The organism is Hymenobacter arizonensis (assembly GCF_900115775.1).
GTDB lineage: Bacteria > Bacteroidota > Bacteroidia > Cytophagales > Hymenobacteraceae > Hymenobacter > Hymenobacter arizonensis.
Genome location: NZ_FOXS01000003.1, coordinates 547934 through 563777 on the forward strand (window position 1 = coordinate 547934; position 15844 = coordinate 563777).

A 15844-nucleotide genomic window follows, 5' to 3' on the forward strand; every position below is an offset into this window, starting at 1 on the left:
GGCCGGGGGGTGAGGTGAGCCAGTCGCGCCTTATTACCTTACAACCATGGAAACCCCAGCCGGCCCTGAAGACGTCGCCAACTTCGTTTTCACAACTGAAGTCCGCCCGTGGCGCAAGCAACTAAAAGAGTATGCTCGCCAAAACCGTCGCCAGTCCACCAAGGCCGAGGAAGAATTATGGCAAGCACTACGCGGGTTCAAACTGGGCGCCAGGTTTCGCCGCCAGCACGCCATCGGCTTTTTCATTGTTGATTTTATCTGCGTAACAGCCAGCATTACCATTGAGCTCGATGGCGAAATTCATGCCACTCCCGAGCAGGCCGAATACGACGCCGGCCGTACCTTCACGCTAAAGGAATTAGGATACCGCGAACTGCGTTTCACCAACCAGCAAGTGCTAAGAAGCTTGGACGAAGTCCTAGCTACCATCGCCCAAAATCTGAAAGCCGAAAATCCAGAACAGCCGTCTGGCTCCCCCTCTTTTTTGGAGAGGGGGCCGGGGGGTGAGGTTACCCCGAACACCATGCCCACAACCCTTACTACCGCCAAACCCGACCTGCTGCCCGCCGCCCGCCAGGCTCTGAAACGGTACTACGGCTACGACAACTTCCGCCCCATGCAGGGCGAAATCATCCAGCACATTCTGGCTGGTAAAGACACCGTTGTGCTCATGCCCACGGGCGGTGGCAAATCGGTCTGCTTTCAGATTCCGGCGGTGGTGTCGGAGGGAACATGCATCGTCGTGTCGCCCCTCATCGCCCTGATGAAGGACCAGGTAGAGGCCCTGAAAGCCAACGGTATTGCGGCGGCTTACATCAACAGCAGCGTGGGCCAGAGCGAGGCCAACGACATTGCCCGCGCCGCCGTGGGTGGCTACCTCAAGCTGCTCTACGTTTCGCCGGAGAAGCTGCTTTCCGACGGCTTTTTACAGTTTCTGACGCGGGTTAACATCAGCCTGTTTGCCATCGACGAGGCGCACTGTATTTCGAGCTGGGGCCACGATTTTCGGCCCGAATACACCCAACTGGGCCAGCTGCGGACGCACTTCCCCAGCACGCCCATCATAGCCCTCACAGCCACGGCCGACCGCCTCACGCAGCGCGACATCAAAACCCAGCTCAACCTGCACGAGCCCAAGGTGTTCCTGTCCAGTTTCGACCGGCCCAACATCAACATGCTCGTGCGCCCTGGGCAGGACCGGGTGGGCTCGGTGCTCGACTACATTACCCGCCACCCGCAGGACCCCGGCATCATCTACTGCCTCTCGCGCAAAACCTGCGAGACCATTTCGCAGAAGCTAATTGCCAAGGGCATCAAGGCCGCGCACTACCACGCTGGTCTCACGCCGCTGCAGCGCGGCAAGGCTCAGGAGGCCTTCCTGCAGGATGATATCCAGGTGATTGTGGCTACCATAGCCTTTGGCATGGGCATCGATAAGAGCAACGTGCGCTGGGTGATGCACTATAATTTGCCCAAAAACATCGAGGGCTACTACCAGGAAATCGGCCGGGCCGGGCGCGATGGGGCGCCGTCCACAGCCATCCTGTTCTACAGCTTTGCCGACGTGATGCAGATGCGCGAGATGGTGACCAAGGACGTGCCCGCGCGCCAGGCCCAGCTCAACACCGCTAAGCTCGAGCGTATGCAGCAATTTGCGGAAGCCGCTTCCTGCCGCCGCAAAATCCTGCTCAACTACTTCTCCGAAACCCTGGGCGAAGACTGCGGCAACTGCGACATTTGCCGCAACCCGCCCACCACGTTCGACGGCACCCTCATTGCCCAAAAAGCCCTCTCGGCCGTGTTCCGCAGCCGCGAGCGGGTGGCCATCAACCTGCTGATTGACATCCTGCGCGGCATGCGCAACCAGGCCGTGCTTCAGGGTGGCTACGACCAAATCAAGACCTACGGCGCCGGTAACGACCTGCCCTACCTCGATTGGTACAGCTACATCCACCAGATGCTGAACGACGGCCTGTTCTACATCGCCTACGAGGAAGGCTACGCCCTGAAAATCACCGAGCGCGGCCATCAGGTGCTCAAAGGCCAACTCGCCCTGCCGCTCAAGAAATTCCAGCCCGCCGAGAAAGCCGAAAAATCCACCCGCGCCAGCAAGAAAGCCGCGGCCACCACGGCCACCATCGGCACCCCCGAAGCGCAGCTGTTCGACAAGCTCCGCAAGCTGCGCAAGGCCATTGCCGACGAGCAAGGCGTGCCGCCCTACGTGGTGTTCTCCGATGCCACGCTGCAGGAAATGGCGGCCGAGCGCCCCGTGAGCCGCGTGGGCATGCTGGGCATTTCGGGTGTGGGCATGAAGAAGTTCGAGACCTACGGCGAGGCGTTTATCAAGCTGATTCTCGAGCACGGCGGCGGCCAGTACGTGCCTTCCGATTCCGATAATATGTTCAACGAACCGCGCCCGCGCCTTGCCGCCGCGGCCAATAAGGCTCCTGTTGCCGACAAGCCCGTGAGTGACTCGGAAGACGCGACCATCCATTTTCACCAGATGGGCCTGACTCCGGAGGATATCTCCGAGCGCCGCGGCCTAGCCCTGAGCACCGTGAAAACGCACCTCTACAATGCCTACGCCAAGGGCCGCGAGCTGCGCATTCATGACTTTTGCACTGATGTAGAACTGGCAGAAATCTTCACCGCCCGCGCTCAACTCGGCGGCGACCCCACCTTGCGTGACCTTTTCGACCACCTGCGCGAGAAGTACGATTACTTCCAGCTGCGAATGGCGGCGCTGTATCACAAGCGGTTGCGGGGGCAGTAGAATGAAAGCCGTTTCGTTGATTACGTTAATAATCTTTGTGGTCGCTTCTTCATGTTCAGAAAGCAAACCGGCAGATAAGGTCGCTATTAACAAAACCCCAATGCAACTAAAAGAAGCAGAGATGCCTATTGACACTTCTGCTTCTTTTCAGATTGAAACCCATTGGGTGACACCTGATAGTTTGTTTGATTTTAATACACTTCTAAAGGCGGGAGAGGATACCCTTCAGTTGGTTGCTTGTCAGAAATACTTAATAGAGCCGTTTGGACCGACTGAAACCCAGTCGCAATTGCAGTCTAGCTTATTGAAAGGGTTTTCTATGAAAACCAAATACATAAAAGAGGATAACAGAACATTTCCATTTGTGACGCTTAGCAAGGGAAATAACAGGTTACTATTATACTTTGCAACTGACCCAGAAGAGCTTGTTCAAAGCAACATTATGAAGGGTGAGATTAATGACAGTAGCGTGATTTTTACCAATGGTGTCAGAATAGGAATGAGTACTGGTGACTTCTATAATCAATTTTTTAAAGTCTTTCCGTTAGCATTACAGCACAGATACAAAACCGTTGTATTTGACTACTGTGTTGATGACATCAAGCATATTTACGACTTCAAAAACGATAAGCTCACGTCTGTGAGATTTAGTCACCCCAATGCCGGCTGGAATCTTGAGTATTAGACCATCGTAAGCGATGCATCACCTCTTCTTTGCTGTTTTAGAACTCGTTATTGCAACTTCACGAGCTTAGCTAGTCCCTTAGTCTAAGTAGCCGCTTATTCCCAGATAGGGGTATCTAACGCAGCATGATTGGCCTCAAAACATGAAAATAGGAGCCTCTCAGCAAATACCTCAACGCTAAAGTGGTGGGCAGAAAAATATTAGCTAAGTGAATTAGTAACTTCGCGCTTGCGTTGCTAACTTCACCAGCCGAATCCGCGTTGAAACCAACGCCATTCCCGGCTGCTGCCTCCTCCGATGATTAATACCAACCTCAAGTTTTGCCGGCGCGAGCTAGCCCTCACGCAGGCCCAGATGGCCGACAAGCTCGGCATCAAACGCTCCCTGGTCGGCGCCTACGAAGAAGGCCGCGCCGAGCCCCGCCTCGCCACCCTCGTCAACATGGCCCGGCTGTTCGGCATCACGCTCGACCAGCTCGTTACCACCGACTTTAGCAAGCGCAAGAACGCCAAAGCCATTGGTGCCATGCGCGCCCAGGAGCCCGCTGCTGCAGGCACCGATACCGACGACGACACCGACCCACCCACGACGCCCGCCGGCGGCAAGCTCCGCATCCTGGCCCTGACCGTGGACAAGGACCAGAACGAAAACATTGAGCTGGTGCCACAAAAAGCTGCGGCCGGCTACCTCAACGGCTACGCTGACCCCGAGTACCTGGAGGTGCTGCCCAAGTTCCGGCTGCCCATGCTCTCGCAAACCGGCACCTACCGCGCCTTCGAAATTGCCGGTGATTCCATGCTGCCCATAGCAAGCGGCACGGTCATCGTGGGTCGCTACGTCGAGGACTGGGCCACCATCAAGGACGGTACGCCGTGCGTGGTGGTGAGCAGCAAGGAAGGCATCGTGTTCAAGCGCGTGTTCAACAAGCTGCGCTCGGGTGCCATGTTCGTGCTGCACTCCGACAACCCTCAGTTCTCGCCTTACGACATCAACGTCGACGACGTGGTGGAAATATGGGAAGCTAAAAGCTACATCAGCAGCACGTTCCCCATCGCTGAGCTGTCGCTGGAGCGCGTGGCCAGCCTCGTGCTCGACTTGCAGCAGCAAGTAGCCTTGCTGAAGAAAGCGTAGCAAGACTGCGGGTTTTGCGGCTCGCCGCGAACCAGAGGTTGGCCTAATTTGCCCGGCACTCTGTAACAGTTTCGAAGCATCCACCTGTCTGTATTGCCTCTAACAGCGAAGCCCTTCCGCAGCATCGGGAGGGCTTCGTCGTTTGGGGTCATTAACTAAGGGAGGCGCAACCGCGTATGCGAAGCACGACCACCTTTTTGCTTTCGCTCTATGCTCAAATACATTTCCGCCGCCGACCGCCACCACGCCGCCCCAGCCGCTTGGCTCAGCAGCTACTTCCTGTTTTCGTTTGCCGATTACTTTGACAGCGACAACATGCACTTTGGCCCGTTGCGGGTCTTCAATGACGACAACGTAGCGCCCCAGTCCGGCTTTCCGCAGCACCCGCACTCGGAAATGGAAATTGTGACGCTGGTGCTCGAAGGCGAAGTCACGCACCAAGACACGATGGGCAACAAAACGACCATCAAAGAAGGGGAAGTGCAACGCATGACAGCCGGCACCGGCATGGCCCACTCCGAATTCAACCGGCAGGACAAGCCTTTGCACCTGTATCAGCTTTGGTTTATGCCCGGTCAGAAAGGGTTGGCCCCCAGCTACGAACAAAAAGACCTGGGCTTTACCAGCGGCAACAAAAACGAATTGGTGCCGCTCGTGACCGGCCAGAAAGTGCTGGAAGACGTGGTGTACATGAATTCCAACAGCACGGTTTACTGGTCGAACCTCAACGAGGACAATGAAATCTCGTTCAGGACCTTTCCCATCCGGCTCACCTTCATTTACGTGAAAGAAGGCGTCATTTTCGTCAACGGCACAGAGCTTGGCCCCAACGACCAGGCCCGCATGACAAATGACGACGTGGTGCACATTCGCGCCGCCAAGGATTCGCAGTTTATCCTGATTGACTTGCCCGCATCGGAAGCCAACTACTAGGGCGGTTGCCAACCGCGGAAACAGCTAAGTAGCGCGAACTTTGTAGTTCGCGTCCCAGAACGAGCTAGTGGCGCGGGGACGCGAACTACAAAGTTCGCGCTACTTCCTAGCCGCTGCTGCCGCTACCAAAAAGACCCGCCTCTGAGCAGAGGCGGGTCTTTTTGGTAGCGGCAGTGTTTTTTAGAAGTTATAAGAAGCGCCCGCCGAGTAGCCCGTCGACTTGCCGATGTTGCGGCCGGCCACATAGGTGCTGACGCCAAACACCACGCCTATGCCGTTGGCCAGGGGCCGATAAATGCTGCCGCCAAGGCGAATGAAGTTGACGCGGGTGGCGGGAAAAAAGCCATTGAAGCCTTGCTGCGAAATGTCGGTGCCGCCGTTGGATTCTTGGAAGGAAGCGAAGCCTTCGAGGTAGGTTTTCGGGCCGGCGTAGCCCACCTTGGCCTCGCCCACTAGGGCGTGGGGCACTTGGCCCGTGCGCAGGCTGTAGCCCACCTGGCCGGTGGCAAACACGCCGGAACTGGTTTTGAGGTGGGCCACGCCCGCGGCTGAGTACTTGGTAGCGCGGTTGCCAATGGCGATGATGTAGCCGTAACCGGTGTTGGTTTGGTAGTCGCTAACCGGGGTACTGAAGCTGGCCACGCCCAGCAAATCGAGAACGCTGGTGCCAATTTCGCGGCTGTAAGTCTTGAACTTAAGCAGCGCCGTGAGGTCTTGCAGGCCCTGTCGCACGTTGGTGTAGCCTTGCGTGGAGAAGAGGTTGTTCAGGTCGTTGATAACCGTGCCCGGGGCTCGGCCCTTCGACTGAATGTAGGGCAGGCTGACCACGGCGTCAACCTTGTCGCTGAGGCCGTAGGTGCCGTAGAGGTTCAGCGAGTTTACGCGCACTTCCTGGAAGATGGGTACGCCGTCAATCTTATCGGGGGCGAGGAACACCGACTGGTAGCTTTCCGTGGTGCCCGACACCACCACCGAGCCGTGGCCTTTGCCCGCCATGAAGCCGCTTACCAGGCTCTGGGCTTGTGCCACGGACGTCACACCGGCCATAAACAAAGTGGTGAAAACCAAGGCGGAGAAGTTTCGCATAAAAAAGGGAATAGGGTAAAGCAAAGAGTCTGAAAACGCTGTGCGCCAGGTAACCAATGGGCTGCCTGAATTGTGGTTACGATGCAATTTACGGCGATGTTTAACGCTTCGGATTTACCTTAGCGGAATCCAAGGGGCTTTGAAATACGTTTGTTTTCAGTGATTTGAGACGAATACACGGATAAGCACGACAAAGCCAACTTTTTGCACGATGAAAAAAAATTACAAATTAATGATTGCCTTAGGGCTTAGCTTGTTTGCGGCGGGAGGGTGTGCCAAAAACACCGAAGTAGACCCGTCCATCACCAACATTGCGGTGTCGAACCCCGACTTTCAAACCCTGGAGGATGCAGCCGTGCGTGGAAACGTGGCCATCCTGCTGGGCAACTCAAATCCCGGCGACCCCGAGGGGAAGTTCACCGTGTTTGCGCCTACCAATTCGGCCTTTGCCCGGCTGGGGCTGAACTCGGCCCAGGACCTGACGGTGCTGCAGCAGCCGTTTCTGCGCAACACCCTGTTTTACCACGTATTCAACGGCACGCTGCCCGGCGTTGCCCTCACGCCCAACAGCGTGTCGCCCTCCGCACTGGGGCCGCAACGGCGCATCATTCGGCGGGCCGATAACAGCTTGTATGTAAACGGTTCCAAAATTCTGGGTACCGACGTGCGCGCCTCCAATGGCCTGATTCACCCCATCGATAAGGTGCTGCTGGCCACTGGCGCCGACGTGCTGAACTCGGCACTGGCCTTGCAAAAAGGCGACGTATTCGTGCAGCCCGAGTTAACTTATCTGGTAGAGGCGGTGCTGTACACCAACCTGGCCGGGGCCCTCGCGGGCTCGCCGGGAGGTGCGCCGCTCACTGTTTTTGCGCCTACCGACCAAGCGTTTAAAAATCTGGGCACGATGCTAGGAGTACCGCTCAACCAGCCCAGCGACATCCGCAAACTGCCCGAAGCCACGGTCAGGGCAGTGCTGCTCAACCACGTGGTGGGCGGCACGCAGGGCGGCAAGTTCACCAGCGAGCTTCCGGAAAATGCCGTGGTGGCGTCGGCCGGCGGTGCCCCAGTGGCTTTGGGGGCCTTTACCAACGGCGTACTCACGGTGAGGGGCAACGGCAACGGTACCAATACAGCCAACATGGTTATTCCCGACGTGCAGTGCACCAACGGCGTGGTGCACGTCATCGACCGAGTGCTATTGCCGTAAGTCACGCCGTTTTATTGAATTAAGCAGAAGCACAGGCCCCACCCGCATGGGCAGCAAGGCCACTTTTTAGGTATTGGTTATGGGAAAGATGGTGCTCCGCAGCATGGGGCTTGGGGTTTTGCTGATGTGGCTGCTGCCAGCGTTGGGGTGGGGGCAAGCCAGCCTTCCTCCGGCGCCGGAGCTGGCGGGCGTTTGGGCGGGTCCGCTGGCTATTCCGGGGGGTAGCTTGCCGCTGCAGCTCACCATTGTGCAGGCTAGCGCCAACAAACTCACGGCCACCCTGGACCTGCCCGCTAAGCGCCTCACCCGCACGCCGGTAGCGGTAACGCTTCGGGGCGACACCCTGGTTTTTTATGCAGCCACGGCCGACTCCCGGTATGTGTGCGTGCCAAGCGCCAACGGGCAGCAGCTGCGCGGCACCTGGGTGCAGCCGGGCTTGCGGGTCCCTCTCACCCTCAGCCGGGTGGTAGAGGGCGGAGCACCCCTGGTGGCGACTGGTGCGGCAGCGGCTGGAGCAGTTCCAGTCGCTACCACCTACCATACCGAGCAAGTGATGTTGAGCAGCCAGCCCGGCAACGTGCAGCTGGCCGGAACCCTCAGCATTCCCGATGGCCCCGGACCCTTTCCGGCCGCCGTGCTGCTCTCCGACTTTGGCGACCACGACCGGGATGCCCGGCAGGGGAATTACCGTTTTTTTGCTGCCATAGCCTCGGCGCTGGCCCGCCAGGGCATTGCCGTGCTGCGCCTCGACGATAGGGGCGTGGGCCAGTCCACGGGCAGCGGCGCTCTGGTCACGGCCCTCGACCATGTGCGCGACGCCCAGGCCGCCCTCAGCTACCTGCGCCTGCGCCCCACCATCGACCCCGCCCGCACGGGCCTCATCGGGCATGGCGAAGGCGGCAATATGGCGCTGCTGGCCGCGGTTCAACTCCTGCCTCCCAGCTTTGTGGTGACCCTGGCCGCCGCCGGTGTGGAGGGCCTGGAGGTGCTGGCCAGCCAGGCCGAGCCCATTGGCAGCGCCGCTGATACGGCTCAGGTCGGCGCTGCCCACCGCCAAGCCTGGGCCGACGTGCTCAGCAAAGCCGCCAAGCTCCGAAGCAGTGGCTCCAATGCCGCCCAGGTCGAAACCTACGTGTCGCAACAGCGCCTCAAAATGAAAGCCGAGGAGCGCAAGCAGGCCGAAGCCATGCGCAAATTTCGGCGCAGCATGTTCGAAATCGTGCGCCAAACGCCCAACAACGACCAAGCCCAGGCCATTGTGGTGAACATGCTCCGCCAGCGCTACCCCAACCAGGACCCCGCCGTCACCCGCCAGCGCGCCACCGACCTCACCACACCCCGGTACCGGTCGTTTCTGGCGTTTGACCCGCAGCCCGGTCTGTCTGGCGTGCAGTGCCCGGTGCTGCTGCTGCACGGCACCGACGACGCCGAGGTGAACGCCACCACCAACCTGACCAGCCTCGAAAAAGGCCTGAAAGCCAACAAGCGCGTAACAACGCGCCGACTAGTGGGCGTCAACCATTGGTTTCATACGCCCGCCACCGAGCTGATAGCCAACGCCGATGGCAAGGTCGACCCGATTATTTCGATGCTCATGCTGGATACCCTGCGGGACTGGGTGCAGCTACAGGTCGGAAAGTAGACCGCAACAGGAAATAGATAAATCAAAAAGACCGTCTTGCAGAGCTGCAAGACGGTCTTTTTGGGTTATTGATACCCGCCCGGCGAAACCGCCGTTCTTACCCAGCCTTACATGGTGTACTTGCGGCCCTTGTTCTGGGCTTTCAAGTAGGTCATCAGCGGTTGGAAGTAGTCGACCATGGCGCGAGCCGACAGGTCTTCGCCGGTTTTCTCCTTTAGCACCACGCGCCAGTCGCGGCTGGAGCCGGGGCGCATGATGTCGCGTAGGAAGTCGCCTACTTCTTGGCTGCCGTAGTAGTTGGTGGCGCGCGGGTCCTGCTTCAGAATATTCTTGGCAATGTGGTCGTGCAGCTGAAACAGAATGACGTAGCTCAGCGCGTAGTCATAATACTGCGCGGGGTCGTCGTTGATGTGGGTTTTGGTGGCGGGGTCGAGGTAGTTTTCGCCGCGGTTGGTGGGCGGCACTATGCCCTGGTACTGCTTACTGAGCGCCCACCACTTGGCATTGAGCTGGTCGGCGGGCAATTTGTCGGCATAGAAGCTGCTTTCCCACTCGCTCATCACGCCCGAGGCGAAGGGGATGAACACCACGTAGCTCAGGGCTTCTTTCAGTAGCTCCTGGGTCTGGTCAGTTTTGGTTTTGGGGTCAATCAGCCCGAGGCCGGCCAGGAAGGGTTTCTGCTTAGCCGCCAGGCCCATCATCGAGCCGATGGCCTCGTGGTAGGCCCGGTTGGCGCCTTGGCGCAACAGCGGCGGCACTTCGGGGTTTGAGTAGCTCTGGTAGTAGAAAATGTGGCCCAGCTCGTGGTGCGAGGTTTCGTACCATTCGGTGTTGGCCTCCACGCTCATCAGGCTGCGCAGGTCGTTGCCCAGGTCCATGTGCCAGGCTGAGGCGTGGTTGTTTTTCTTGTAGGCGGCATCTTTAGGCAGCGGGTAAAGGCTGCTTTTGGTATAGAACGACTCGGGCAGCGCCGGAAAGCCCAGGCTCTGGTAAAACCGCTCGCCCTGCTTCACCTGCCACTCAGCGCCCTTTTTGGCTAAGGTGGCGTCGAGGTTAAGACCTTTCACGTCCACCATCGAGCCCCAGTCCTGACCCCAGCGGTTGGGCAGCCAGTGGGCGGGCAGGTAGTCGGGCACCTGCTTCACCTTGTACTTTCTGGCCAGCTCGTAGCGGGCGTAGGTGTGCAGCTCGCGGTAGAGAGGCCGCAGCTCGGTGTTGATTTTGCGCACCAAAGCCATCATTTCGTCCCGGCTCAGGCCGTAATCGCTGGCCTGGTAGGTGAAATAGTCGGGGTAACCGAGGGCCTGCACGGTTTCGTTGCGCAGGTCTCGCAGGTTCAGCAGACCTTCCTTGAGGGTGGGGCCGATGGCCTTGCTGGTTTCCCACACAGCTTGGCGTTTCTGCGGGTTGGTCTCTTTGCGCAGCAGCTCATCAAGGTCGTTGGTGGTAACGGACTTGCCGGCGTACTTATAGTCGAAGCCGTAGAGTTTTTCCGTTTGCGCGGCTTCGGCGGCAATGCGGCGCTTTACCACCTCAGCCACCGTTTGGGGGTTGTTGGCGGCGTTGTAGAGGGCCGTTTCCAGCTGCTTGGTTTGCAGTTCGGTGAGGTCGGTCTTGTGCTCCAGCAGCTCGCGCAGCTTCTGGATGTTTTCGGTGCTGCCCGTGAAGGCGGCCATGCGCTGGTTGGCGCGGGTAGTGGCGCCGCTGTTGGCCGTATCGCCGGGCACAATGCGGGTATTGGAACGCCACTCCGCTTCGGCCGAGGCGGTGTACAGACGCACATACTCGGCGTTGTAACCGGCAAGGAACTGCTCGGCCTGGGCGCGGTAGTCGGGTGGGGCAGGGGTTGCCGGAGCAGCAGTGGTATCAGGTGTTGTGGCCACGGGGGCCTTCGCGGTAGGCGCGCAGGCAGCCAACGAAGCTGCCGCCAGAATGGATAATAAGGGCGTTTTCATAAGGCAAGATTACTGCATTTTGCCCTCATGATAACCGAGCATCATGCAGTGCCAAACCGAAGGGCAGCGTGTAGTTGAACCCTCGCGCGGGGAACCTCGCCCCCGGCCCCCCTCCAAAAGAGAGGTGAGCCATAGCACAGGAAATGGGTATGCCATTCAATAGAAAGCCCCACTGCTGGTAGTTACAGGGCTTTCGTATTTCCAATTGTTTCGTCAGGCTCCCCTCTCTTTTGGAGAGGGGCCGGGGGTGAGGTTCCCCGCGTGAGGGTTCGGCTGTGCTCAGCATGACGTTCTTTTGAATTTTGCTCCGCTTACGCCGCCTGGGCCTCACTTAAATGGCACTCCTTATACTTCTTGCCGCTGCCGCAGGGGCAAGGGTCGTTTCGGCCCAGCTTGCGGCGGCTGCGCAAGGTCTTCAGCCACTCGCGCGGGTCGGTGGCGAAGCGCAGGAAACGCTTCTTAGGGTTTTGGCGAAAGGCCCGGCCCAGCAGCTCATAAAGCTCGGGGTGGTTTTCCTGCAGCTTTTCGGGCTTCTCGAAGAAATATTCCGTCACCACTGCAAAGAACTCGGCTTCGTTCGTGGCGGCATAAGGGTTGATTTCCGACTTGCCCGCTTCAATAGCCGCGATTTCGCGCTTCATTACAGCGGCCCAGGGCTCAAGCAGCTCGGGCGGCAACGCAGCTTTGGGGATGCCGTCAATCACGCCGTCGGCTTCGTCCAGCATGTGCGCAAACTCGTGAATGCCCACGTTCTGGCGGTCCAGCCCATCCTTGAAGCCTTGCTCCAGCGAGGCCTTGGACAGGCGCATGTAGTGATGGTTTTGGAAGCCCTGCACCGAGCCGAGGAGAGTGCCTTGCAGCGGTTTGACCTCTTTATTAGGGTCGTCCTTCAGCTTCCAGGCATCGGGCATGATGAGGATTTCGCCCAGGTTGCGGTACTCCCAATTGGGAAAGCCGAACACCGGAATCAGGGCCGAGGAAGCAACGAGCAGGCGGGTGGCGTCGTCGACTTCGGTTTGCACGCCGGTGATGCGCGTGCTGGCCAGAAACACCTGCACCTGTTTCTCAAAGCGCACCTTGTCTTTCTTCGTGAGCGAGAGGTAGAAGGCTACTCGCTCGGAAAGGATTTGCCGCCAGGCGGCTGGGAATTCTTCAGCAATGGCGGCCGTACGTTGGCGGGAATCGGCAGTGGCGTAGCGATAGAAAACGTAGATGATAGCGACCAGCGCGGCCAGGCTCAGGATATAGGGCATAGCCCCATTAAACGGCCGCTAAAGCAGTAAGTTGGTTTAAGGGCGCGCTGCCTTGCTCGTTTTAACAGCATCGGGGTTGCCGCTCAAGCGGTAGCCGAGGTTTGCACGCACTACGTAGTTGGTGCTAAAAAACTGCTTTTCAATTGCTTTAGGGCCGCTCCCATATTTGTCATACATCGTTCCGCTGAGCACATACGTTAGGCGTCGACTGCGCCAACCTAGCTCCAATCCGGGGAGTAGGGTTTGGGAGCCAAAGCCTAACTCTTTTTCGGGAGCGTAACCCGTGTCGACAGATGCATTCATGACCTTATTGAGTTCGTAGTTCATGCCTAGCACCAACTGATTCTCGTGCGGCATTGGAAAGAATCTACGAATGCCCAACCGGGCCGTGCCCAGTAGGGCGCGGTAATCACCGATACGGACCGTGTATGCAGCTAGAATAGGAAGGGTGGTTTTGAAGTAACTAAAACTAACCTCACCATAGATGGCCACGGTGCGACTGGGCTGAAACAATTCGCCATAAAGCCCGGCAAATGGATGCGGTTGACAATCGACGCAAGGGCCTTTCAGCATAAGCGAAGCGCTTTCGATACGGTTATAACGAACTCCTGCTAATAAGCCGCCCTGAAAAGAAACATTGCGCCGCAGTTTGGCCTCGGGCAGTAAACTACGCGTAGGTTGGCGGTCCGCACTACAAGATTTATTGAATGCCTGGACCACGCCAACAATTCCTTCGGCAGTAAAAGGAGCCGCCTGAGCTGCTGTTATGGCATCGGGGCAGTCATTGAAGTACAGGGACAATTGGTTGCGGTAGTTATTGCCATCGGTGACAACCCAAGTTCTATTGGGTGTAAAACGCAAATACTTCCTTTCGCTCAAATCGAGCACAGGTTGGTTAGCACCTCGCAACAAATAGTGGGTAACCCCATTTCTCACAACCCGCCGCAACGGAACTGGACCATCGAGCAGAACGTCGGCTAGCACCGTGTCGATGATTACATCAAAATAATTTCCGCGGGGCAAGTCATAAATCTCCGTCTTGGCTGCGTTGTCAATGGGCAGCGCCTCATAGCTGAAATACCTGCCATTGGTGAAGCTGACGGCCCGCAACTGACGGGGCCGAAACAGTTGGCTGGCGCTTGCTGCCGACGGGCGATAGCGAATAAACGTAGGTGGCTCCACCCAAAAGCCATTTTCAATTTCGCCCCGTAAGGTGTCGCCGTTGGCGCGCACGAGCAGGCCCGGCTCGTAGGTTTGGGCCAGCGCTTGAAAGGCGCACAATAAAAAAGCTGGTAGAAAAAGTAAGCGTAGAGACATAGATAGAAGCATTTGATAAGCTAAAGTAATGGAATGACCTACGGTAACAGCAAATGCTCCTGCAGCTTCTGCCGAAGCAACGCCACCAACTGACTGTCTCCAAACTTGTACTTATCCGGAATGCGCAATACGACAACCCGCGTGCTGCCCAAAGCATCCGCAAATTTCTCCCGCAGCCGGTCGGCGTGTCGGCGCTCCATCACAAAAATGATGTCGGCCCAACCCAAATGACCTGCTGTGACGCGTACTCGCGCGCCCGGCTCGGTGCCGGCCGAGCGCGCTTCGTAGTGCGGATGGTCGTCAAAAAGCCGCTCGGCCGTAAGGCTGCGCCACTTGTTTTGGCTGCAGACGAATAGCAGCTTTCGGAGGGCGGGGCTGGCTGACAGAACTAGCGAATAATGGCCATTTTCACCTTCTTGCCCTTCACCTTGGCACCCTGCATTTTTTCGAGCACCTGCTCGGCCACGGCCTCGGGCACGGCCACAAAGCTGTGGTGGTCGAACACCTCGATGCGGCCCACGGCGTCGCGCTCCAATTCGCCCACGCTCACAAAGGCCCCAACCAAGTCGCCGGCGCTGATTTTCTCACGCTTGCCCGCCGACACGTGCAGCGTGATGGTGCTGGGCCGTGGCGCTTTAGGCGCGGCCGCGGGCAGGGAAGGTGGCCGCAGCCCCGCCCATTTCACGCTCTTGGCTGAGGGCCAGTTCTGCAGCTTCTGCTGCTCGTGGGGCGTCACAATGAGGTGAGCAGTGCCAACGGCGCCGGCCCGAGCTGTGCGGCCGGCGCGGTGCTGGAAGGTTTCGGCTTCGTGGGGCGGGTCGAACTGCACCACCGTGTCGAGCTCGTTCACGTCGAGGCCCCGGGCGGCCACATCGGTGGCCACCAGCACGGTGGCCGAACCGTTGCGCAGCTTCATCATGGACTTGTCGCGCTCGGGCTGCAGCATTTTACCGTGCAGCGCCTCGGCCGCCAAGCCGCGGCCTTTCAGGAAGCGGGTGAGTTCCTCCACCCGGTCGCGGGTATTGGCGAACACCAGGGAGCGCCCAGCGTCGGGCTGCGTGATGATGTGAAACAGGGCAGCAGGTTTCTGGTCGGCGGCGTTCACTACGTGGCCGCGCAGCACCAGGCTCTCGGGCAGAGTGGTGGCGTTGGAGCCGCCCACGTTCATCACGCGGGGGCGGGTGAGGTACTCGCGCACCAGCGCCAGCACCTTATCAGGCATGGTAGCCGAGAACAGTAGCGTTTGCCGGCGCACCGGCAGGCGGCTGATGATGGTGGCCATTTCTTCCTGGAAGCCCAGCTCGAGAAGCTTATCGGCTTCGTCCAGCACCAGCACTTTCAGCTTGTTGGGGATGATTGTGCGGCGCTCAAGGTGGTCGAGCATGCGGCCCGGAGTGGCCACCACCACGTGCGGAGTCTGCTGCAGGCCTTTCACTTCTTCGCGCATGGCGTGGCCGCCGTAGTAGCCGGCCACGCGCAGGTTGTGCATGTGCTTGCCCAGGCTCTTGAGGGCGTCGCGTACCTGCAGCACCAACTCGCGGGCGGGCACCAGCACCACGGCCTGCACGGTGGCGGAGGTGGGGTCAATCTGCTGCAGCACGGCCAAGCCGTAGGCCGCGGTTTTGCCCGAGCCGGTGGGGGCCTGGCCAGCCACGTCCTGCCCTTCGAGGGCGGGGGCCAGTACCAGCTGCTGCACGGCAGTCGGCTGCGTAAAGTTTAGTTCGGCCACACCCGCCAGCAGGGCAGGGGAGAGGGCGAAATCAGTGAATTGGAGGTCGGCTTTGGCGGCGTTGGGGGCCTGGGCGGCACCAGCGGCGGAGGAATCAGGAGTTTGCACGACGCAAAGGTAACGGATGCGGCAA

General features: G+C 58.8%; 12 protein-coding genes. 6 read left to right on the plus strand and 6 right to left on the minus strand.

Annotated features, from left to right (window positions below):
• Window positions 1–46: 46 nt before the first annotated feature.
• From recQ to BMZ66_RS13900, 4 genes are all read left to right on the plus strand, one after another.
• The gene (gene recQ / locus BMZ66_RS13885) at window positions 47–2773 is read left to right on the plus strand and encodes a DNA helicase RecQ (protein WP_092674322.1); all 2727 of its coding nucleotides are present in this window, start codon (window positions 47–49) and stop codon (window positions 2771–2773) included.
• 1 nt (window position 2774) lies between these two features.
• Entirely contained in the window at window positions 2775–3458 is a 684-nt protein-coding gene (locus tag BMZ66_RS13890; RefSeq protein ID WP_092674325.1) for a hypothetical protein, read from the plus strand.
• Between the two features lie 297 nt (window positions 3459–3755).
• Window positions 3756–4589 carry a LexA family transcriptional regulator gene (locus BMZ66_RS13895; protein WP_092674328.1) on the plus strand — a complete coding sequence of 278 codons (834 nt, stop codon included), beginning with the start codon at window positions 3756–3758 and terminating at the stop codon, window positions 4587–4589.
• 210 nt (window positions 4590–4799) lie between these two features.
• The gene (locus BMZ66_RS13900) at window positions 4800–5522 is read left to right on the plus strand and encodes a pirin family protein (RefSeq protein WP_092674331.1); all 723 of its coding nucleotides are present in this window, start codon (window positions 4800–4802) and stop codon (window positions 5520–5522) included.
• A gap of 180 nt (window positions 5523–5702) precedes the next feature.
• On the opposite strand, the gene BMZ66_RS13905 is transcribed toward BMZ66_RS13900, so the two are convergent.
• The gene (locus tag BMZ66_RS13905) at window positions 5703–6608 is read right to left on the minus strand and encodes a hypothetical protein (RefSeq protein WP_092674334.1); all 906 of its coding nucleotides are present in this window, start codon (window positions 6606–6608) and stop codon (window positions 5703–5705) included.
• A 211-nt stretch (window positions 6609–6819) separates the two neighbouring features.
• On the opposite strand from BMZ66_RS13905, the gene BMZ66_RS13910 reads away from it, so the two are divergent.
• Both BMZ66_RS13910 and BMZ66_RS13915 read left to right on the plus strand, forming a co-directional pair.
• Window positions 6820–7815 carry a fasciclin domain-containing protein gene (locus BMZ66_RS13910; RefSeq protein ID WP_092674337.1) on the plus strand — a complete coding sequence of 332 codons (996 nt, stop codon included), beginning with the start codon at window positions 6820–6822 and terminating at the stop codon, window positions 7813–7815.
• A gap of 79 nt (window positions 7816–7894) precedes the next feature.
• Window positions 7895–9457 carry an alpha/beta hydrolase gene (locus BMZ66_RS13915; protein WP_092674340.1) on the plus strand — a complete coding sequence of 521 codons (1563 nt, stop codon included), beginning with the start codon at window positions 7895–7897 and terminating at the stop codon, window positions 9455–9457.
• A 107-nt stretch (window positions 9458–9564) separates the two neighbouring features.
• Here the strand turns inward: BMZ66_RS13915 and BMZ66_RS13920 are convergent, their stop codons facing one another.
• The 5 genes from BMZ66_RS13920 to BMZ66_RS13940 form a co-directional block, all read right to left on the minus strand.
• On the minus strand, window positions 9565–11412 hold the full coding sequence (locus BMZ66_RS13920; protein ID WP_092674343.1) for a M2 family metallopeptidase: 1848 nt from the start codon (window positions 11410–11412) through the stop codon (window positions 9565–9567).
• 311 nt (window positions 11413–11723) lie between these two features.
• Window positions 11724–12665, minus strand: a complete 942-nt coding sequence (locus BMZ66_RS13925) for a M90 family metallopeptidase (protein WP_092674347.1) — start codon at window positions 12663–12665, stop codon at window positions 11724–11726.
• Window positions 12666–12701: 36 nt separating this feature from the next.
• The gene (locus BMZ66_RS13930) at window positions 12702–13982 is read right to left on the minus strand and encodes a hypothetical protein (RefSeq protein WP_143080210.1); all 1281 of its coding nucleotides are present in this window, start codon (window positions 13980–13982) and stop codon (window positions 12702–12704) included.
• 38 nt (window positions 13983–14020) lie between these two features.
• On the minus strand, window positions 14021–14209 hold the full coding sequence (locus BMZ66_RS26085) for a hypothetical protein (RefSeq protein ID WP_234795093.1): 189 nt from the start codon (window positions 14207–14209) through the stop codon (window positions 14021–14023).
• A gap of 161 nt (window positions 14210–14370) precedes the next feature.
• Entirely contained in the window at window positions 14371–15819 is a 1449-nt protein-coding gene (locus BMZ66_RS13940; RefSeq protein WP_092674356.1) for a DEAD/DEAH box helicase, read from the minus strand.
• Between the last annotated feature and the right edge of the window lie 25 nt (window positions 15820–15844).